General features: G+C 36.5%; 18 protein-coding genes. 3 read left to right on the forward strand and 15 right to left on the reverse strand.

All coding sequences use genetic code 11. From position 1 onward, the window contains the following. Positions 1-284: 284 nt before the first annotated feature. The 7 genes from AC6UDB_RS00005 to ykzS all read right to left on the reverse strand — a co-directional run bounded on the left by AC6UDB_RS00005 (position 285) and on the right by ykzS (position 8,044). Positions 285-2,345, reverse strand: coding sequence for an LTA synthase family protein (locus AC6UDB_RS00005; protein ID WP_500708822.1), 2,061 nt, complete (start codon positions 2,343-2,345; stop codon positions 285-287). 1 nt (position 2,346) lies between these two features. After that, the gene (locus AC6UDB_RS00010) at positions 2,347-3,411 is read right to left on the reverse strand and encodes a lysylphosphatidylglycerol synthase transmembrane domain-containing protein (RefSeq protein ID WP_500693602.1); all 1,065 of its coding nucleotides are present in this window, start codon (positions 3,409-3,411) and stop codon (positions 2,347-2,349) included. A 4-nt stretch (positions 3,412-3,415) separates the two neighbouring features. Beyond that, complete coding sequence (locus tag AC6UDB_RS00015) at positions 3,416-4,438, reverse strand: glycosyltransferase family 4 protein (protein ID WP_500693601.1); 1,023 nt, start codon at positions 4,436-4,438, stop codon at positions 3,416-3,418. A gap of 12 nt (positions 4,439-4,450) precedes the next feature. Beyond that, a complete protein-coding gene (locus AC6UDB_RS00020) occupies positions 4,451-5,635 on the reverse strand; it encodes a glycosyltransferase family 4 protein (protein WP_500708823.1) in 1,185 nt (394 codons plus the stop codon). Positions 5,636-5,737: 102 nt separating this feature from the next. Next, on the reverse strand, positions 5,738-7,468 hold the full coding sequence (gene ptsP / locus AC6UDB_RS00025; protein ID WP_500708824.1) for a phosphoenolpyruvate--protein phosphotransferase: 1,731 nt from the start codon (positions 7,466-7,468) through the stop codon (positions 5,738-5,740). 1 nt (position 7,469) lies between these two features. Next, entirely contained in the window at positions 7,470-7,736 is a 267-nt protein-coding gene (locus AC6UDB_RS00030) for a phosphocarrier protein HPr (protein ID WP_500693598.1), read from the reverse strand. A 113-nt stretch (positions 7,737-7,849) separates the two neighbouring features. Then, positions 7,850-8,044: a protein YkzS gene (gene ykzS, locus AC6UDB_RS00035; protein ID WP_500699312.1), complete on the reverse strand. Its 195-nt coding sequence runs from the start codon at positions 8,042-8,044 to the stop codon at positions 7,850-7,852. Positions 8,045-8,207: 163 nt separating this feature from the next. Here ykzS and AC6UDB_RS00040 point away from each other — a divergent pair, with 163 nt between their 5' ends. Then, on the forward strand, positions 8,208-10,223 hold the full coding sequence (locus AC6UDB_RS00040; RefSeq protein WP_500708825.1) for an ATP-dependent Clp protease ATP-binding subunit: 2,016 nt from the start codon (positions 8,208-8,210) through the stop codon (positions 10,221-10,223). A gap of 90 nt (positions 10,224-10,313) precedes the next feature. Then, entirely contained in the window at positions 10,314-11,177 is an 864-nt protein-coding gene (locus tag AC6UDB_RS00045) for a MucBP domain-containing protein (protein ID WP_500708826.1), read from the forward strand. 30 nt (positions 11,178-11,207) lie between these two features. Here AC6UDB_RS00045 and AC6UDB_RS00050 read toward each other — a convergent pair whose 3' ends face one another. From AC6UDB_RS00050 to recX, 7 genes are all read right to left on the reverse strand, one after another. Then, positions 11,208-12,629 (reverse strand): C69 family dipeptidase, encoded by a 1,422-nt coding sequence (locus AC6UDB_RS00050; protein WP_500708827.1) that lies wholly within the window; start codon positions 12,627-12,629, stop codon positions 11,208-11,210. A gap of 58 nt (positions 12,630-12,687) precedes the next feature. Next, on the reverse strand, positions 12,688-14,265 hold the full coding sequence (locus tag AC6UDB_RS00055) for a peptide chain release factor 3 (RefSeq protein WP_500708828.1): 1,578 nt from the start codon (positions 14,263-14,265) through the stop codon (positions 12,688-12,690). Between the two features lie 75 nt (positions 14,266-14,340). Further along, positions 14,341-16,365: a CDP-glycerol glycerophosphotransferase family protein gene (locus tag AC6UDB_RS00060; protein ID WP_500708829.1), complete on the reverse strand. Its 2,025-nt coding sequence runs from the start codon at positions 16,363-16,365 to the stop codon at positions 14,341-14,343. Between the two features lie 9 nt (positions 16,366-16,374). Next, on the reverse strand, positions 16,375-17,250 hold the full coding sequence (locus AC6UDB_RS00065; protein WP_500708830.1) for a hypothetical protein: 876 nt from the start codon (positions 17,248-17,250) through the stop codon (positions 16,375-16,377). Between the two features lie 59 nt (positions 17,251-17,309). After that, entirely contained in the window at positions 17,310-17,720 is a 411-nt protein-coding gene (gene tagD / locus AC6UDB_RS00070; protein WP_500693590.1) for a glycerol-3-phosphate cytidylyltransferase, read from the reverse strand. Positions 17,721-17,826: 106 nt separating this feature from the next. Further along, positions 17,827-18,990, reverse strand: coding sequence for an AI-2E family transporter (locus AC6UDB_RS00075; protein ID WP_500693589.1), 1,164 nt, complete (start codon positions 18,988-18,990; stop codon positions 17,827-17,829). 14 nt (positions 18,991-19,004) lie between these two features. Then, positions 19,005-19,820 (reverse strand): recombination regulator RecX, encoded by an 816-nt coding sequence (gene recX / locus AC6UDB_RS00080; RefSeq protein WP_500708831.1) that lies wholly within the window; start codon positions 19,818-19,820, stop codon positions 19,005-19,007. An 84-nt stretch (positions 19,821-19,904) separates the two neighbouring features. On the opposite strand from recX, the gene AC6UDB_RS00085 reads away from it, so the two are divergent. After that, positions 19,905-20,354, forward strand: coding sequence for a flavodoxin (locus AC6UDB_RS00085; protein WP_500708832.1), 450 nt, complete (start codon positions 19,905-19,907; stop codon positions 20,352-20,354). 21 nt (positions 20,355-20,375) lie between these two features. Here AC6UDB_RS00085 and AC6UDB_RS00090 read toward each other — a convergent pair whose 3' ends face one another. Continuing rightward, positions 20,376-21,299 (reverse strand): YihY/virulence factor BrkB family protein, encoded by a 924-nt coding sequence (locus AC6UDB_RS00090; RefSeq protein ID WP_500695211.1) that lies wholly within the window; start codon positions 21,297-21,299, stop codon positions 20,376-20,378. Positions 21,300-21,301: the final 2 nt, after the last annotated feature.

The following is a 21,301-nucleotide window of genomic DNA, read 5'->3' on the forward strand; positions in this document are numbered from 1 at the left end:
TTAATTTTAAGTTCTACAACTTAAAATTACCTTACACTTGTAATCAAAATCTTGTTCAGTTTTCAAAGATCTACTCTGACGCAACGTCGTCTTATTGTACCTCAACGCCGCATATAATAATATACCATGTGGTTAATTTATTGTCAATAGAAAAGTTTGACTAATTTTAACCAAATTGTTTTGGCGCACTTAACGACAAGAACTACTATACCAAGGAAACAAAATTACGTCAAGACTTTTTTACAAAAAAAGCACTTAGATCTTTATCTAAATGCTTTTTCTAATTATTTTAGTTCAGGAGCATCAGTATGATACATCGGAACCGTGGATTTGCCACCATTCTGATCAATTAGATCAGTTTTACGTTCTTTGTCAGCCTTATCCAACTGTTCCATTGCATTCTTCGGCTTATAATTATAGTCTTTTCGATCCACAGGCTTAAATCCTTTAGGATGATAGAAACGAAGTAAATCACCATAGATAACTCTATCAGAAAGAGACAAATCACTAGTTACATAGTTCTGAATTCCATCTACTTCCTGTTGTTGTTGCTTATTCGGCTTAATAACTTGACCAGTCTTAGAATCATAGATTGTTCCCCCAACCTTAGTGTATTTAGGAGTTACAAAATCTCCATCCCTAAATGGAACAATTTGATTAGGATTATTCCCCAACAAATCATGTCCAAACTGGATCATATCATCATTCTTAATTCCTAATAAATGAAGCAGCGTTGGTAAGACATCGATTTCTCCACCATAAGTATGATCAACGTGCCCATCCAAATTATCAGCATGGATCATAAACGGCACCTTCTGAAAGTTAGCCAAATCATAGTTATTAACCGACTTTTTACCTAACATCTTAGCAATTGCAGGACGATGATTATTAGAAATCCCATAATGGTCACCGTATAAAACAATGACACTATTCTTCATTAATCCCGTTGCTTTTAGATATGTTTCAAACTCACCAAAAGATTGATCTAAATAATGAGCCGTTTGGACATAAGGATCAACGGTACTATCCCCCGTTTTAAGAGCAGGAAAAGAAACATTTTGTTTATCTAATTCATAAGGATAATGATTAGTCAAAGTGATAATTTTGGCATAAAACGGCTGTGGTAGCTTTTCAAGATAAGGAACTGAATCTTTAAACATAATCTTATCTTTCATTCCATATCCAACATTATACGAAGGTTTCTTCTTATAGTAGTTGCTATCGAAGAAGTACTGATATCCCCAAGACTTATAAGTATTATCTCTATTCCAAAAGCTCGGAACATCTCCATGAAAGACAGCCGTCGAATAACCCTTTTGGTCTAAAATTGCTGGAGCCGCCTGGAAAGTATTCTGCGAACCATAAGTAACCATCGCAGATCCCTGGGGCAATCCATACAATGAATTTTCAAGCATCATTTCAGCATCTGAAGTCTTACCTTGAGCAACTTGATGGTAAAAGTTATCAAACGAAATCGTATGCTTATCACTATAAAACTTATTAATATTCGGAGTAACTTCCTGTCCATCAACTTTATAGTTGATTAAGAACTGTTGAAAACTCTCCAAATGAATAATAAAAACGTTTTTACCTTTTTCTTTCCCAAAATATTTAACGCTTGGATACGTCTGATGTTGATTAATAAATTTCTTGACACTATTCAAATCTGAAGCTTTCGCCTTCGCTCGAGTGGAACTCTCTTGGTGAGTTTGATATGCATTAAAGGCAGCATATTCATTTAAGCCTAAATACTTAACGATATAATTATTGTCAAACGTCCGAGTTAAAAGACCACTCCGATCCGAATTAGCAAGAGAATATTCTCCCCCCATAAGCAAAATCGAAAGTAAAGTAATTCCAATGGCGTAGCGATACTTAAAGGGACGGTAATCGATTTTAATAATCTTGAAGACTAATAGTAAGATTAAAACCACAACATCCAAATAAATCAAAAAATCCGTTGGATGAAGAATTTCCATCATACTCTTGCCCAAATTATTTTGGACGTCTCCGGTTCCTTTAATAATACCAATTGACAAGAAGTCAGAGAATTCTCGATAATATAAAACATTAGCAAACATCCAAGTCGACTGTAGAAAATCAATTATTAGCATCAGCCAATAAGAAAGCTTGCCCCGAAAGTACAGTGCAATCCCAAACAAGAGCAGTCCTGATGGAATTGGATTAACAATCATCAAAAAGGTTTGCATGCCACCCTTAACACCCAAACTAAAGTCGACGTTATAAACAACCAAAGTAGTTATCCAATATAAAACGACTACCAGCACGAAGAAACCGATAGTAGTATTAAAAAAATTACGAATGCTTTTTAATATTCGAGACATTCTAGTTTCCTCCAAAACTCTTATGACTTTCGCTTTTTAGTATTTTCCTATTCTTTTGCGCCTTTTTACTTGGCTTCATCACGAGGGCAAAGGCTCCCAAAATCAAACCTAAGTAATACGTAAGAATCCGCCACAGGATCATCGCAAGTACTAGCTTACTTCCATTAGTAATATAACTTCTAAAAATCATCTCAAAGCTATACTCAGCTCCACCTGCTCCTCCAGGAATGGGAAAAATCGAGATAATCATCACAATCAAAATGTGGAGACTGGTTACCATTACCACATTAGCATTGGTATAACCTAACGAAAGCATAATAAAGTAGGGAATTAAGTAATAAAAAAGCAACTGAAAAAAAGTGATTATGAATATTTTAGCCATCAACTTCCCTTGGTGACCAATTCTCACACTCTCTTTATAAAAGTTATCAATCTTCTTATTTAATGTATTTACTAACTTATAAAATGTAGCATCTTTTACGAACCATTTCACTGGTTTGATACAAATATTAACAAATTTTTTAGTAAATGAATGCCAATACATGATCATAAGTAGTGAGACGATCACAAACATGTGAATTCCAAATCCGAACACAACAAACCATGCCAGAGCGTGCATTTTATCAATAACGTAGTTAAAACCGATTATTAACGCAATAAAAAAATTAATTACTATCATGGCTTGGTAAACAACAAACTTCATAAGTAGTGCAGAACTAGCCCGACCACCATCAACTCCCGATTGAATTAAAACAAATAGTTGAGCCGGTTGACCACCAGATGAAAACGGAGTGATCCCATTAAAAAGTTGCTCCACTAAGGGTACCCGGATTGCATCCCGAAAAGTAAAATTAGGATCACTATTTCGAACTAACATGTAAGTAATCACGGATTCAAGAGCAAAATAAAGCAAAATACACCCTAAAGCAACTAATAACCACCATGGATTAATCTCAACAATATCTCTTATAAGAACGCTAAACTTAATGTCTCTAGCTGCATACCATGAAATAAGTAATCCAAGGGCAATCATGATAAGTAGTGAGACTTTATTTCTCCTGGACATTCAATTACCCCTTTTTCGCCTGGTCAAAATAAAAATCATGCCAAATCTTGGCTAGATGATCCTCGGAATAATAATCAGATGCTTTAAGTGATTTTTCAGCATATGCTTTCAGAAGCTTAGGATCATTTAACAACATCTTAAGTTTTTTATCCATTTCAGCCTCATTATTTGCTGAAATATAATACCCGTCAATAATTTTTTTATAAAGGGATAAATCCCGCAACATAACAGGAATTCCACACGAGAATGCCTCTAAAACAGACATCGGGAATAACTCATTATACGACGGTAAAAGAAATAAATCAGCCATATTATAATAATTTACTAATTCTTTACGATCAACGATTCCGGGAAAACTCAGATTTTGAGGTGGATTATCAACCAATTCTTTCAACTCAGAATATCCAGCTGTCATTTTTCCAAATGAAAATCCTCCTGCCCAAACAAATTGAACGTTTGGATTTTGCATTGCTAATTTACCAAAATCTAGAACGCCCTTTCTGGTCTGAACTTGACCGGTTCCGAGCACCGTAAACCGTTTTGTTTGATAACCATAACTACTTCTAAGAGCTTCTTTCTGGCTCTTTGAAACCGGATAAAACTCTTTTTTACTTACAAAATTTGGAATATATGTAATTTTCTTTTTATCAATCCCATATTTTTCAAGTTTGGGTATAAAAGTTGGATTTACAACGACAATATGATCCATCCGTTTATAAAAGGCAATTACATACTTATAAAAAATTTGTCGAAATGGAGTAGGAATTTTTAAACTCCCCTCAAGCGTTTCCGGCAAAAAATGAACGTATCCAATCTTTCGTCCCATTTTTTTTGAAAATGTAGACAAATAAAACGTTGGATTAATGGTGTGATAATGACTAATGTTCGCTTGATTAAATTTATTAATCTCAATGTCAAACTCGTTTGGAAAATGTTTCTTTAACATCTTAATTAACTCAATGTATGCACTACCAACTCCTTGACCTTTTACTTTGTCAGCAGTTGAAAACATATCGATCTTTAACATCAACAAAACTCCTCAGTCAGATGTGTTAGTTTGCTTAGCTTTAGTTTGATCAAACTCTTTGATTGTATCATCATAAAAGCTCAACATCTGATCCACAAAATACTCAGCTGAAATTTCGTGTAATTTCTCTTCACGGACATTTTCGGAATCGGGGTATTCACCTCGGTGTTGCAAATAATCCACCGTTTCAGAAACAAACCTTTCTTCTGACTCAAACGTCATTCCAATTGATTTATCATCAATTAAGTCATCGGTGTACGGACTTCTTGCAACGACAACTTTGGTGCCAGCAGCAACTGCTTCAATGTACGTTAACCCCTGAGACTCAGAATTAGACGTAGAAACAAAAACATCTGCCATTCGATAATAATCATTGACATGATTATTATTAATTTCTCCGGTGAAAATAACATGGTCGTTAAGTTTCATGTCAGACACTTGCTTCATTAAATCATCTTCGGCAGGTCCTTCACCCACAATTACAAGCATAGCATTTGGAATTTGATCCAAAATTTTAGGTAGTGCATCGATCATTTCGGAGATGTTTTTTTCATACGCAACTCGACTAACGGAAACCATCAATGGGGTCTCATCACTAATGCCTAATTTTTTTCTAATATCAACATGGTCATTTTCTTCATAATGCTTAACGTCAATCCCAGTTGGAATAATTCGAATGGGACTCTTAACCCCATAATCAGTAAGCTTGTCCAAGACACGCTTACTTGGTGCCACCACACCATCCATGTGATGGCAAAAAGCTAACATCATTTCTTTTACGTGTACTGGTTTTAATAATTTGCCGTTAGCAACATAGTGCAAATAATCTTCATACATTGTGTGATAAGTGTGAATACAAGGAATATTCAAATTTTTAGCAACGAACTTCCCGATAATTCCAAGTGAAAATTCAGTTTGGGTATGAACGATATCTAATTTTAATTGCTTAGCAATTTGATAAGCCTGAAATATTCCTCTGACGGCGATTCTTCTTTCGGTAAAAGAAATAAAGGGAACACTTGAAAAACGGTAAATGTCTTTTTCATCGTCATCATTTTTTTCAACGTTAGGATCAGTTGTAGTAAAAATATAGACATGATTTCCACGCCTTTCTAACTCATCTTTTAACGTTTTGATTGACGTAGCAACTCCGCTAACTTGTGGAAAATAAGTATCTGTAAACAAACCAATATTCACGTTGTTTTCCCCTCTCTCTTTAACGTTAAACAAATGTAATTATATGGGTTTCCCGCATGGTTTGCAACTTTGTGCCTAACTACTCAAACCTAAGTAAACCATCTACTCTGGCATCTTAGAGATAAAGTCATCAATCATCTTATTAACGTCACCAGTGGTATCTGCATTTTTAACGACACTATCAGCTAACTTACTTGCTGATTTCGAATTAATTTTACTAATATATGCTTTAGTTTTTAAAATTTGAGTTGGAGTGGCTGATAATTCATCCACTCCTAACCCAATCAAAAAAGGAATCACCTGTGGATCACACGCAACCTCACCACAAACACCCACGGTCTTAGAAGCGCTATGAACGATCCTAACGACCCTTTCAATTAAACGAAGCACGGCTGGATCACAAGCTTGGTACAAATAGGAGACACGCTCATTTAAACGATCAACAGCAACCGTGTACTGAACTAGATCATTAGTGCCAATACTTACAAAATCTACTCTTGAAATGATCTTATCAATCATAATTGCTGCCGCTGGAACTTCAATCATCGTTCCTAATTGAACATCTCCAAGTTTAACTCCTCTATCAATCAAATTCTGGCGTTCTTCAGTGTAAATCGAAAGAACCTGATCCAGCTCTGAGACCGTTGATATCATAGGAAACATGATCCGAATTGGTCCATAAGCTGAAGATCTAAGGAGTGCCCTAATTTGAGTGCGAAAAACCTTGCTTTCACCTAAACTATAACGAATGGCACGATAGCCAAGAAAGGGATTCGTCTCATTATGGGAAATATTAGGCAAATAATTAACTAGTTTATCTCCACCAACATCCATTGTCCTAAAAGTTAACTGCTTTCCTTTTACTTTTGAAACAATGTTTTTGTATATCAAAAATTGTTCGTCTTCGCTCGGGAGATGGTCAGAATCCATGTAAATGTATTCGGTACGAAATAATCCAATTGAATCAGCCCCAACTTCTAAAGCATTATCAACTTCATTTTCGTTACTAACATTAGCCCCCAATAGCAGAGGGTGCTCATCTAATGTCTTGGTCGATTGGCCCTTGAACTTTTCCCATGACCTTTTTTGTTTTCTAAATTTTTCAAGCTTTGTCTGGAATTCCTCGATTTCATCTGAATTGGGACTTTCAATAACGTTTCCACTACTTCCGTCAACAATCAATTGTTCATCATTTTTTAAATGATTTAGGCTGTCCTGCAATCCTAGTACAGCTGGAACGTCCATACTTCTAGATATAATGGCTGCATGAGAATTCTTGGTTCCAACAGCTGTAACAATCCCTTTAATATTTTTCTTTTGAACTTGTGCAATCTGAGTTGGAGAAATGGAATTAGCAACAATAATAACTGGCTGGTTAATAAGTGATAGATCGGGAGTATCGACGCCAAGTAAACGTCCCAAAAGCTGGTCTCTGATATCTTCAATATCATGAACCCGTTCCCTTAAATACGGATCATTCATATTCAAAAAAATAGCTGCATATTGATTGAATACACGATTCAATGCAAATGCAGCATTCTTTTTTTCTTCTGTTATGACTCTTTTAACCTCATTAATCAACTCTGGATCAGATAAAACTTCTAAATAAAAATCTAAAATATCAAGATATTTTTTAGCCATTTCAACTCTATTACTTTGTTTGATTTTTATAATAGTAGTTTTGGTATCTTGAAACGTTTTTTTAAGGCGTGCTTTTTCTTCGTCTATACCCAAAAAGGCTTCTTTATTAAAAGTTAAATCTGGTTTAGTTAAACAATAAGCTTTTCCAAATGCGATCCCATCACTAACACCAATACCCTTAAAGGTAGTCATATTAGTCGATCAATCCTTCATCTTTCATGGTTTTAGCAATTGCATCAAGGGCTTCTTTAGCATCGTCACCATCGGCTGAAATAGTAATATCAGCACCTTGGCCAACTCCTAATGACATAACACCCATGATTGATTTTAAGTTTACAGATTTATCACCATATTCAAGACTAATATTTGAATCAAATTTGCTAGCGGTCTGAACTAACAAAGTTGCTGGACGAGCATGAATGCCAGTTTCTGCCGTGATTTTGAATTGACGTTTCTCCATAATGAACGCACTCCTTTAATCGTTTATTTAACTCTATTTACAGTTTAAGAATATCAATTTATCATCTAAAAAACAAGTAATTATCATAAATCGCTTACATAATTGTTATGACGCTAATTTTCAGACGAATAATGATAGGTTAAAATGCCCTTTTCGCTGGCTTTCCCTACGATTCTTTTCCGTGTTGGAAAGCTCATAAAAGCCTGCTGAAATTTCGGAAAATCCTTTGGTTCAACCGTCAAATCTTTGATTTTTCCATCCTTTAATTGGTTTAAGAGTTCGGTAAAGTCATTTTCGTTTTTATCCATAATTATTGCCTCCTAATCGGTTTCAATGTTACCACATTAAAATAATTTCTAGATCAGTCAAAATACTTGATTGAATGTTATTAGTGCGTATAATATTCATGAATGGTCAATAAAGGTCAGACTTTTGTCTGACAATTTAGTTAAGCAAAAGGAGGCTTAAACTATGGAAGGACAAGGTTCATACGGATTTGGTAGTCTAGATGACTTTCTTCGTGCCATGCAAAATGGCCAAGTCAATGATTATCAAGTTCCACCACAAAGTGGACGCGGTAACGGCCGAAATGGTTCAAAATCAATTCTTTCAACTTACGGAACTGATTTAACTAAAAAAGCTAAAGCCGGAAAACTTGACCCAGTAATCGGTCGTGATAAAGAAACGGCTCGAGCAATCGAGGTTTTAAATCGTAGAGGCAAGAATAACCCAGTCTTGATTGGTGAAGCCGGAGTTGGAAAAACAGCAATCGTTGAGGGCCTCGCTCAAAAAATTGCTGATGGTACTGTTCCAGAAAAACTTCAAAACAAACAGGTAATTCAATTAGACATGGTTTCAATGGTTCAAGGCACAGGTATTCGTGGTCAATTTGAAAAGCGAATGCAACAATTAATTAAAGAGGTTCAGTCAAACCGTAACATCATCTTATTCATTGATGAAATTCATGAAATCATGGGTGCAGGTAATGCTGAAGGTGGTATGGACGCAGGTAACGTCTTAAAACCCGCTCTTGCTCGTGGGGACTTTCAATTAATTGGAGCAACCACTCTAAAAGAATACCGTGACATTGAAAAAGACTCTGCTCTTTCAAGACGACTTCAACCAATCATGGTCAAAGAACCAACGGTTGATCAGTCTATCAAGATCCTAAAGGGTCTACAAAATCGTTATGAAAACTATCATCTAGTCAAGTATACCGATCAAGCAGTGAAAGCGGCAGCTACCCTTTCCGATCGTTATATCAGTGATCGTTACCTTCCGGACAAGGCAATTGATTTACTTGATGAAACTGGTTCCAGAAAGAATTTAACTTTAAACATTGTTGATCCAAAAACAATTGACAAAGAGATTGACAGTGCTGAAAACGAAAAGAAGACGGCTTTAGATAAAGAAGACTACGAACAGGCCGCTTACTACCGTGATAAGATCAAACGACTTCATCAAAATAAGGATAAGGGCGCTACAAGTGAGAAACACAACACCGTTACCGAAAAGGATATGCAACAAGTTGTTGAAGAAATGACCAATATCCCAGTTGGAGAACTACAAACCAAAGAACAACAACAATTAAAGGACTTAGCTCCAAATTTAAAGCAACATGTGATCGGACAGGACAAGGCTGTTGATTCAGTTGCTAAAGCCATTAAACGAAATCGAATTGGTTTTAATGGTAGCGGTCGTCCGATTGGTTCATTCCTATTCGTTGGATCCACTGGGATTGGTAAGACTGAGATGGCTAAACAACTTGCCAAAGAATTATTTGGATCCGAAGATTCAATGATTCGATTTGACATGTCAGAGTATCGTGAACCACAATCAGTTGCTAAATTGATTGGTTCACCGCCTGGCTACATTGGATACGATGAAGCTGGCCAATTAACCGAAAAAGTCCGTCGTAATCCTTACAGCTTGATTCTGTTAGATGAAGTTGAAAAAGCTCATCCAGACGTTCTTCACACATTCTTACAAATCTTAGATGACGGTCGTTTGACTGACTCACAAGGCCGAACGGTTTCCTTTAAGGACACTGTCATCATTATGACTAGTAACGCCGGAAGCGATGCCGAAGCAAGCGTTGGGTTTACACCAGAAGCAACTGGTAAAACTCATTCTGTGATGGATAAATTAGGACTTTATTTCAAGCCTGAATTTCTTAATCGTTTTGATGACATCGTTGAATTCAATCAACTTTCTAAAGATAACTTAAACCAAATTGTCGATCTGATGATTAAAGATATGAATAACATGTTAGCGTCAAGAAACGTTCACATTGATGTTTCCAAATCGGCCAAAGCAAAAATTGTCGAACTCGGTTACAATCCGTCAATGGGTGCCCGTCCGCTTCGACGAGTAATTCAAGAACAGTTAGAAGACCAAACGGCCGACTACTTCTTGAATCATCCAGAAACTAACAATCTTGTTGCTGATACAGACAAGAACAACAATATCGTTATTAGTACTAAGTAGTGAAAGAGACTTAGATTAGAATTCTAATCCAGGTCTTTTTTTATTTCCAGAAATGGTAAAATCAATATAAACCATCTTTGGAGGAAAATTATGTTTAATTGGATGAAAAAAATCTTTTCAAAAAATAATCATAACTACAAGCATTCAAAACATCGGATGAAAAGACCAATCAGACAAAACAACGTTAAAAAGACGACAACCTCCATAGATCCATCCGAAATTTCTTTAAACAAGCCAAAATCAATTCATACCACCACTCCATTACCTGCCGAAAATCATCAATCAACTCCTAAAAAAGAGGTTATCAGAACCCCAAGTACAGTTTTTATGGAATTTGTCGATCAAAACGGGAATCAATTAAAATCAACTGAAATCATTAGTGGTTCAGTTGGCGATCCAATTAATTTCATCGTTCCCAAAATAAAAAACTACATATTAGTTAGTGTTGATGGAATGACTAAAAAAATGCAAGCAAAAAAACAACTAATCAAGTTTCATTACATCCCTAAGTTAGGCCAACCAGTTAGCGTTTACTGCTTTGATTTTGATTCATTTCGCTTGCTTCTCCCTCCCAAAATCGTGAATGGTCCATTAAACCAGCAGTTTACACTAAAGTCTCCTGTGATTCCTAACTACCAGCTTCACCTATCGGTTGGTGACTTAACCGGTCAATTCACAAATAAAACCAAAAATATCATCTTATATTACCGACGTTCTAACTGGAAAGTGGTTCAGTCAGTCAATTATTTAGTCAAAATGAAAATCCCCACTTCCGTTTATGATTCACCCGTGCGAAAGCAAAGATACGATCAAATTTTGCCAGCTGGATCAACTTGGCGTGTCTTTACAGAAATTCGAACTAATCAAGATGATTGGTTAAATCTCGGCGGATCACAATGGATCAAAAAGCAATCCACGATTCGTACCCATAACAATGACAAACGTCTAACCTAAAAAAATCCCACTCTTATTGAGTGGGATTTTTTACAAATTTTTATCCATGTTATACGTCAATTTAGAGAGTGTAAGACCCTTTTCCATCAATTCATGCATAAATTGATAGGTTCGACTCCTCATTTCTTTGACCAATTGCTGATTCTGATCTTTCAAAAATTCAGATGCGTCCTGATCATTCATATTAGCAGCTTGACCCATCGTATCTGATATATGCCCTAAAAATAACTCGTTAGCATGTTTCTTAAAATCACGATCCTGTTGAATAAAATTACTGTAATGAGATTCAACGATCATCGATAGTTTACGATACATCCAGTATGCGCTCTTATCATCCATCGTGAGAGGAGTAACCTCATAACTTGGATCAGTCTCGTCAACGTTAGCAAAAAAAGGAACATATGGACTAAAGGCGGGAATTCCAAAATTTAGCCACATAATTGCCGAACATTTATCACTTACATCATTTCTAATTTGCAGAACATGTGAATTTTGGGTTCGATTCATTGAAATTGGTCTAAATTGAGTATTCGATTCTTTTGGATCTTTAGCCAATGGATCATATTTGGTCTCGTTATAATGAGAACTCAAAATAAACTGAACGTCACTAACTTCAATTTTACGGCTTGCTTTTCTAATAAACGGGAGATCATTTGAGGTTGGCTCCTGCTCAATCTCGGGATTCAGCACCTTTTGCCCATACCAAACTCGAGGTGTGTTGTAATGGTGATCAAATTCATTATGAGTCCCAAAGATATGTCGAAAGTTAAATCCCTCTTTATCAGGATTTAACTGGTACTTTTCAACAAACTCTTGTAACCCATCGGAATACATAAAGTTCTCTGGATCATCAAAATCAACCTGTTGAATTGCAACTTCGTTTGCTACGACCGCATAACAATCGTCAGGAATTCGTTGTGCAACCCAGTGGTGACCAGTAACGATCTCCATATACCAGACTTCGTTCTTGTCACTAAAAAGGACCCCATTTCCCTCTGGTGAACCATACTTTTTGATTAAATTTCCCAGATAAGTAACTCCATCCCTTGCAGAATTAATGTAAGGGAGAACCATCGATTGTAAAGAATCTTCAGCCAGTCCGTGCTGAACAAGCGGATCATGAGCTAAAGCATGCTCGTTTCCATAAACACTTTCAGTGGCACTCATTGCAACATTCTTTTCATTAAATCCACTTTCAGCATAAACGCCTTCTTTTTTAACGTCAGCGTTCGGTGTCATCAAAATTCGGTAACCCGACTTTGGCATTGGAGCAGTAAAGCCGTTTTGGTTGGATTTCCAAACTTTGTCCTCGTTATGATATGCAGGTTGAACATAAAAACGTTGAGGAGTTAATGGTAAAAAGGTATCATCATTTCTAGAAATCATCGTTGACCCATCAACACTAGCGTCTTTACCAACCATCACACTGGTACAAGCACTTAACTTTTTCATAATTCATATCCACCTTTCACAAAAACTAGTTTATATCGAATATTACGTCAATTCAATCCTAAAGATTGGCAGTTAACTTGACATCAGGATATTTATCTTTAAACCAGCGTTCTGCAAACTCATTTTCAAAAAGGAATAACGGATCCCCCTTTTGATCCCGTACTAAAATATTTCTAGACGAAGACATCTTTTCGTCCAGCTGGTCAGGGTCAATCCACCGGGCAATTTTATGCCCCATTGGTTCCATCACAACATCTGAGTTATATTCATTTTTCATTCGAAACTGAAATACTTCAAACTGAAGCTGACCAACTGCTCCCAAGATATACTGTCCCGTGCTGTAATTAGTGTAGAGCTGAATGGCTCCCTCTTGTACTAATTGTTGAATGCCCTTATGAAACGACTTCTGCTTCATAACGTTTTTGGCTGAAACTCTCATAAATAGTTCTGGAGTGAACTGTGGCAGCTTTTCAAACGCAATCGGTTTTTTGCCGGTATAAATGGTGTCGCCAATCTGAAAATTACCAGTATCATAAAGACCAATAATATCTCCAGCAACCGCTGTTTGAACGTTTTCACGCGTATTAGCCATAAATTCAGTAACGTTTGATAAACGGATCGGCTTCTGGGTACGATCAAGGGTAACATCCATGCCCTTTTGAAATTCACCAGAGCAAATTCGTACAAAGGCAATTCGATCACGATGACGTGGATTCATATTAGCCTGAATCTTAAACACGAATCCAGAAAATTCTGGTGCCGTTGGTTCAATTTCATTTCCTTGAAGAGTTTTGTGAGGACCTGGAGCTGGTGAGAGCTTCAAATAAGCGTCTAAAAAAGTTTTAACCCCAAAGTTAACCAACGCTGAGCCAAAGAATACTGGTGTTTGATCACCCTTGGCAATTTTTTCTCTGCTAAATTGATTCCCAGCTTCAGAGATTAAATCCATTTCACTTCTAGCATCTTGATAAATGCTATCGTCTGCTAGTGAGTTATCTCCAATAAGATTGCCATCATCATCTAGTTTAATAAAGTTCTGACCATCCGCTTCTGGTTTATAAAGTTCAACTCGATGATCATAACGGTCGTACAGCCCCTTTAAAATTCGACCAGAGCCAATGGGCCAGTTCATCGGATAAGCCTCAATTCCCAGTACATCTTCCAATTGATCGATTAATTCCATGGGATCCTTGCTATCACGATCAAGCTTATTCATGAAAGTAAAAATTGGAATTCCACGCATTTTACAAATTTTAAATAACTTTTTAGTTTGCGGTTCAATTCCCTTAGCGGCGTCAATCACCATCACGGCAGAATCCACTGCCATAAGAGTCCGGTATGTGTCTTCTGAAAAATCTTCATGTCCCGGTGTATCAAGAATGTTAATCCTTTTTCCCTGATAATCGAACTGCATAACCGAACTAGTAACTGAAATTCCACGCTTCTGTTCAATTTCCATCCAATCTGACTTAGCAAAATTTCCACTTTTTTTAGCTTTAACGGTTCCAGCTTCCCGAACAATCCCACCAAAGAGGAGTAGCTGTTCGGTGATAGTGGTTTTCCCAGCATCAGGATGGGAAATAATGGCAAACGTTCTTCGTTTATCGACTTCTTTTTCTAGGTCTGCTTTTTTCATCTTTACTTCCTTTCTGTTATAGATTAATTGTATACCATCAAACAAACAAAAAATCCGGAAAACTCCGGATTATTTTTAACGAATTTGTTGCATCACATAATCAATCGTCTTAATCGAACTAAGTCCATCGTTAATCCGACAGAAGCGATTGTAAAATTGCATAAATTTAGGATCGTTTTCAACGTTTTCGTCTTTTAAATCAGTTGAGATTCCCTTCATTAACTCATCAGAATCATAGACGATCCTTCCAGGCAAATCTCGTTCATAATTCAAGTAAAAGCCACGCAACTCATCTTTATACACGTGATAGTCATAAGGATAGAACAAAATTGGCCGTTTAAGGTAGGCGTAGTCAAAAAAGACTGAGGAATAGTCGGTTACCAGCAAATCTGAAATTAAATATAAATCAGAAATGTTGGAATAATTCGATAGGTCATAGACGAACCCTTTGTAATCAGAGACGTCTAATGCATTCGAAATCAAGTAGTGCATCCGTAGAATTAGGACAGTATCACTTCCAAAGTGTTGTTTGAACTCTTCCAAACTAAACGGTAGCTTAAAAGTATATTTCCCCTTGCTTTCAAACTGATTATCTCGGTAAGTAGGAGCATATAGGACAACTTTCTTGTCCCGTGGGATTCCCAATCGATCCTTAATCTTATTAATCTCAGTAGGATTATTCCCGTTAATCAATTCATCATTTCTTGGATATCCCACCTTTAAAATCTTGTTTTCATACCCGAAGGCACTTCTAAAGACCTTGGTTGAAAAATCATTTGGTGAAATCAATGCATCCCAACGATTAGCTTCTTTAACAAAGTTATCATGGTACTTATTGGTTGTCGTACCAGGCATTGAAACTCGTTCAATATCTAACCCTAACTTCTTTAATGGTGTGCCATGCCAAGTTTGAACATACGTTACATAGTCTGGTTTAACGACCCAGGCAGGAAATCTAGCATTGCTAATCCATACCTTAGCCTTTCCCATGGTACGAACCCAACGTCCCGTATTTTTAATTACATAGTTAATGTTATGGTCTTTACAAAATTGCCTTTGTGACTTTTGAATGGACCACACAAAGTTAATCTTAGGATGTAATTTTTTAAACACCTGATAGATAGCATAAGGACTATCACTCACCTGACGTCCACCAAAGCTCTCAAACACGATCGTCGTAGTAGCAAATGGTGTATGCCCCCGTTTAAACAACTTTCGTAAGCGCAAACGATTAACTTTACTTAATAAGATTTTAAACGATTTCCACAAATGCTTAGCTTTTCCGTAAAACTTAGTAAGTCTTTTTGTAGGAGACGGCCGTCTTCTTTTAATAACACGAAGTTGACCTTGCTTTCCCGCTTTTAATACTAATTCACGATTATCACCTAAGTGAGAAACGGTTTTAAACGATGAAAGCGAAACATCCATCACCAATCTTTGCTGAAAATGCTTACCATGATAATTATACCTGATATACAAACGATATGTATCTTCATCCTTTAGCTCTTTAAGCGGAATGGTAATCGCAAAAATCCCTTGAAAAGGTGAATCGGTAATCGGATAAAGTCGTTTGCTTTGATCACTGGCTTGCTTAATCATAATTGCCATCTGATCAAGTTTTTTACCGTCAATGTGGTTAAACCCCGTTAATCGTAAATTACCGCCACCAAGCAAATTAACCGAGTTCATCACAAATTGCTTTTTAGATCGGTTCGTTCTGACATAAAAGACCGCCATGCCAGAAGGGTCAATCTCATATTGATAATAAGCATTTAACCCAATCCGCCGAACGGCACTCACGTATTCACTTTCAACTTGAATAAGGGTTCGACGGTCACTATTACCACACGAATAATAGAGTTGCCATTCAAATTCATCCTGTCCGACGGAGTCAAAGTGAAATTTATTTGGATCAATTATAATTGCTGCCTCATTGCCACTTACATCCCCTTTAAGAATAGGGACGGTGATTGAGGCTAAGCTTTCTTTTTCAATCAAAGTAACAGTTGCATCTTCATCAGCGTAACTAGGATTAATTAACTCAAATTCAATTTTCAACTTTGTTTGTTTTGGTATAACGTTAGAAAGTATTGCTCGCATTATTTCTCCTTAATAGTTGAAAATCACGTTTTGACCAAGATATTTAGAAAAGTTAACCATATCATCCAAATCGATAAAAATGGTAGTCTCCTTACCTTCAGCATACTTATTAACTAAAGCAACGTTAAATGCTGAAATATCACTATAACGGCTTGCATTGCCATAGTCTGAAATGACATATGATCGAGCATCTGAACCTTTAGACAAATACTTCAAATTACCAAGATTAACATCATAATCGATTAAATCACTAGTTGGTCTAGCAATCTTTAAACTTGTTTCTGGAGGTGAAACAACCGAGGTTTTACTAAGATAAAAAATCTGAGCTGCTCCACCGTTACTTTGATCCACCCGACATGCCACGTCACCACGTTGATTTAAAAATTTAATTACTTTATGTTCATCATTAATCCGTTTGAAAACAGCAGTAGCGTTATCATGATTGTCATAATAAATCGTTTTACTAACGTAGGGTCCATCATAAAAGATCACTTTGAATAAACCTGACCCAGCCAAAATTTCCTTTCGTTCAGCTCGAACCACCCCATTATGGTTACTGTATACTTGAACGGACTGACCCTTAACCACTCTGTCGTGAACGTCAAATTGGGTTAAATCGTTATTTAAATCATGATTTTGATCAAAAATTCCACGTTGTTTACTAAAAACGTCAAACAATTGGATGATTTCTAATTGCACTTGCTGATGAAAAGAATCAGATAACTTCCTAATCAAAGTGGCCACGTACTGTGATTGATCATAGTTTAAAATGGAAATTACAACTTTAACTGAATTCCCGTCATCGATCATTCTTTCCAATCGTTCTTTAAATCGGGGCTTTTCAGCTCCATGAACTGAAGTTACCAAAAAAAGTGCTTGTTTCATTTTGCTCCCCTTAAACTAAAACATTCTAAGAAATAAAACGAAGAATCCTTGGACTCAAACTAATCTTTCCAATCCTTTTGGCTCGTGACGCCTAAATCAGACTTGATCTTAGACGTTGAAATTCCTTGGGTTCGCGGCAAATAAATTACTTTACAATACTCTTTAAGAAAGTCAAACTTACCCTTCCAATCGTCACCCATCACAAAGATATCAATCTTATGATCTTTAATATCTTGAATCTTCTGGTTCCATCCCTTTTCAGGAATTACTTCGTCAACGTAGCGGATAGCGTCTAAAATGTACTTACGATCCTCATAAGAATTATAAGCACGTTTCCCCTTTACGGCATTAAACTCATCCGTCGAAAGACCTACCGTCAATGAATCACCTAATTCACGAGCACGTTTTAATAAACGCACATGACCCTTGTGAAGCAGATCAAATGTGCCATACGTAATTACTTTCGTCATAATATCTCCTGTCAGAAGACCATAATTAATACTCCTATTTATCAACAACTAAATGTTAGCATATCTTCCATTATCGTCAATAAAATTCACGATCCATAACTAAAGTTTAATTTGGTTCATTTTCAGATGAATTAGTTTTTGCTGAATTAGTGGAGTTCGAATCGTCATGTTGAACTAACCAAATATTGTAACAATATTCAATCACAACCTTCGCAATCGCATAAACTGGAATGGCTAGAATCATCCCAAACAACCCAGCAATGTGACCAGCTGCAAGTAAAATGATAATAATAGTTAGTGGATGAATCTTTAACGATTTCCCAATCACATTCGGGTACACCAAGTTTCCATCAATTTGTTGAACAATAATGACTACCACAATTACCCAGATAACTTGCATAATATTATCTGAAAAAGCAACAAAAAGTGATGGAATAATTCCAATGTAGGGACCAACGTATGGGATGATATTACATAATCCGGCAAAGACCCCGAGCAAAAGAGCATACTTTTGTCCGATCAGAAAGTATCCTAAAGTGGTAAACGTTCCAACAAACAGACACTCAATGACTTGGCCACCGATGTAACGTGAGAGGGTATGATTCATTTTTTTAAGTAGCGTTACCGTTTGTTTCCTGTGGTGTTTGGAAAGTCCGGGAGTTAACTTTTCAATGCTTGGAAGTAGTTTGTTTCCATCCTTTAACATGTAAAACAGAATGACGGGAACAGTAATTGCCGTGATAACCACGTTCGTTGCCATCGAAATAATCGTTCCCGCACTATTCGTCAAATTAGCCAGAACTGTTTTCAAATACGATGAATATGAGGACTGAATCTTGTCAACAATGGGACGCCAGTCCACTTTTTTTAAAAATCCATAACGTGTGATTTTAGTTAGTAATGTCTGCCCTTGTTTAGCAAATTCAGGCGCTGCCCCTACCATGTTAGCCACCTGAGTAATCAACCGTGGTACAAATGAAAACGCCATGTAAACAATAACCCCAATCACAATCAAAAATACGATGGCGGTGGCCCAGGTACGATTAATGTGTTTTGTTTTTGTGATTTTTATTTTCATTAGAAGGTTAACGATCGGATTCAACATGTAATACAAGAATCCCGCTAACAAGAGTGGAACGAAGATCGTTGACACAAAAATTACAATCGGCGAAAAAACAAAACTAATTTTGGAACATAAATAAACGATTCCAACTGCAATCAGAATCTCAACCGTCCAAAAAAATAAAGCCGAATTTTTAAATCTATTCATTTGATTCACTCCAATTAATTTTCTTTTGTGTCCAAGAATTGATCAATATCATCAAGATCAAAGCCCTTTCGATATAACGACTGCTTGACTTTCTGACGTCGACTCATATCATTATACTTTTTATACTTATTCCAAACCTTGTTACCCTCTTTAGCAAGTAACTCATTTTGATGATCAACATCACTTTGAAAGTCTAATTCACTAATGATTGTATCAATATCATCAAATGAGTATCCCTTTCGGTATAAAGCCGTCTTAGTTTTTTGCATCCGTTTGTTAAAGGGATATCGCTGATTATGAGCAAAGATTTTTTGGGCCTGCTTTTTACCATTTTTAAGCGTCATTTCGCTCGAATAATTAACTAAAATTGCCTCATTTATGTATTCATCTGCAATTCCCTTTTGTTTTAAATACCTTGAAACAGCCATGGGACCCTTATTCTGTTGTTCAACAATTCCTTTGGCATAGGTGTCAGCATAATGTTCATCATTAAGTAGATTAATCTGTTCTAGTTTTTCAACCGCTTCATCGACTGCTTCAAGGTTGTCTGAATATGATTTTAACTTATCTCTAACCTCTTTTTTTGAACGAGTCTGATACGAAATAAAATCAATAGCCTTATTATATAACTTTGAAACATCGTCCGCCGCCTTAATTTTGTCAATCTCACTTTGGCTTAACTCAGATCCCTTAAAGATCCCAAACTGAATCATTACTTCTTCACTCACAGGAAAAGCATAATGATCATTGATGTATACGTTATATCTCCCCGGTCTTTTTTGCGAAACAACCTTAGTGACCCTTAATTTATTTGCATTTTGCTTATCCATCAGCGCTAACTCCCATCAAATTAACAATTTGAAACTATTCTGATATACTTATTTGAAAACACTACAAAGGAAGTGGTTTCACTCATGCCAAAAGCACACGTGATTTACGCCACCATTACTGGTAATAACGAAGACGTTGCTGATATCGTCACCGAGGGACTTGAGGACCTTGGCGTAGATGTCGAAGAATCTGAAATTTCTCAAACCGACGCGGACGAACTTAAAGATACCGATATTATTGTTATATGTCCATACACCTACGACGAAGGAGCTCTCCCTGAAGAAGGGATGGACTTTTTTGAAGATTTAGATTCACTGAACCTAAAAGGAAAAGTTTTTGGAGTGGCTGGTTCTGGAGACGTTTTTTATCAAGAATATTATAACGTTGCCGTCGACGCATTTACCAAAGTTTTAAGGAAAACTAACGCTACTCAAGGAGCTAAAAGCGTCAAAATCAATCTTGAACCTGATGAAGATGACATCAAAGTTCTTGACCAGTTTTCTCGTGAACTGGTGAAATCCAGCGAAAAATAATTTAGCAAAAAACATCACCACCTAATTCTGGGTGGTGTTTTTCTTTTTGGAACGAAATTTACGTGCACTAGAAATAATAGACCGAACGGATCCGTTTGTTGATTCAATGTTACCAGTAAAGTACTCTTGTATACTGGCATTAATAACGGCCCCAAACATCAGCACGAGTCCAATAAAATATAACCACAACATCACTACTATAAAAGTTCCTAACGTCTTATAAGCGGTAATATTTCTAAAAAAGTACTCAATGATTAGCGAAAAAGCTTGTGACAAAATCATTAAACCAAGCACAGATATCGCTGATCCTAGAATTGTATAACGAATCTTGGTCTTAACACTTGGCACAAAATAGTACAAAAGCATCACAACTATGAAAGACCCAGAAATAATAAATGGAATTCGAATGGATGCAACCACTTGCGTTGCAATGGTTGAAAGATGCAGAATTGGTCTCAAGTACGTGATAATTTCTTGACCAAACCCTTGCAAAATCATTAAAACAATCAATAAGAGTACCAGTAAAAGCATCCACACAAATGAAATTAAACGATTCGTGATGGCATTCTGAGTGTCAGCTACTCCGTAAGTTCGGTTAACCGTTCGTTGAAATGCTGCCATCGCCTGACTAGCTGACCAAATTACCAGCAACAACCCAATCGATAAGCTACCACCACTATTATTATTATCAAAAGCTGACTTAATCATGGGCAAAAGCATCGTATAAATCGATGACGGAACCGCGGTTCTGATATACATTAAGATATCATTAGGATCTCCATGTAAAAGTTTAATGATGCTACCAATCATAATTAAAATTGGAAACAGTGATAAGAGGGAATAATACGCCAAGACGATGGCAGAATCAGAAACGTTCCCCATCTTAAAATGTTTCATAACTAACTTAACAAATGAAATTACTTTTTGATTTGTTTTTAGTTCCACAA

The organism is Fructilactobacillus sp. X3R2C1 (genome assembly GCF_059901235.1).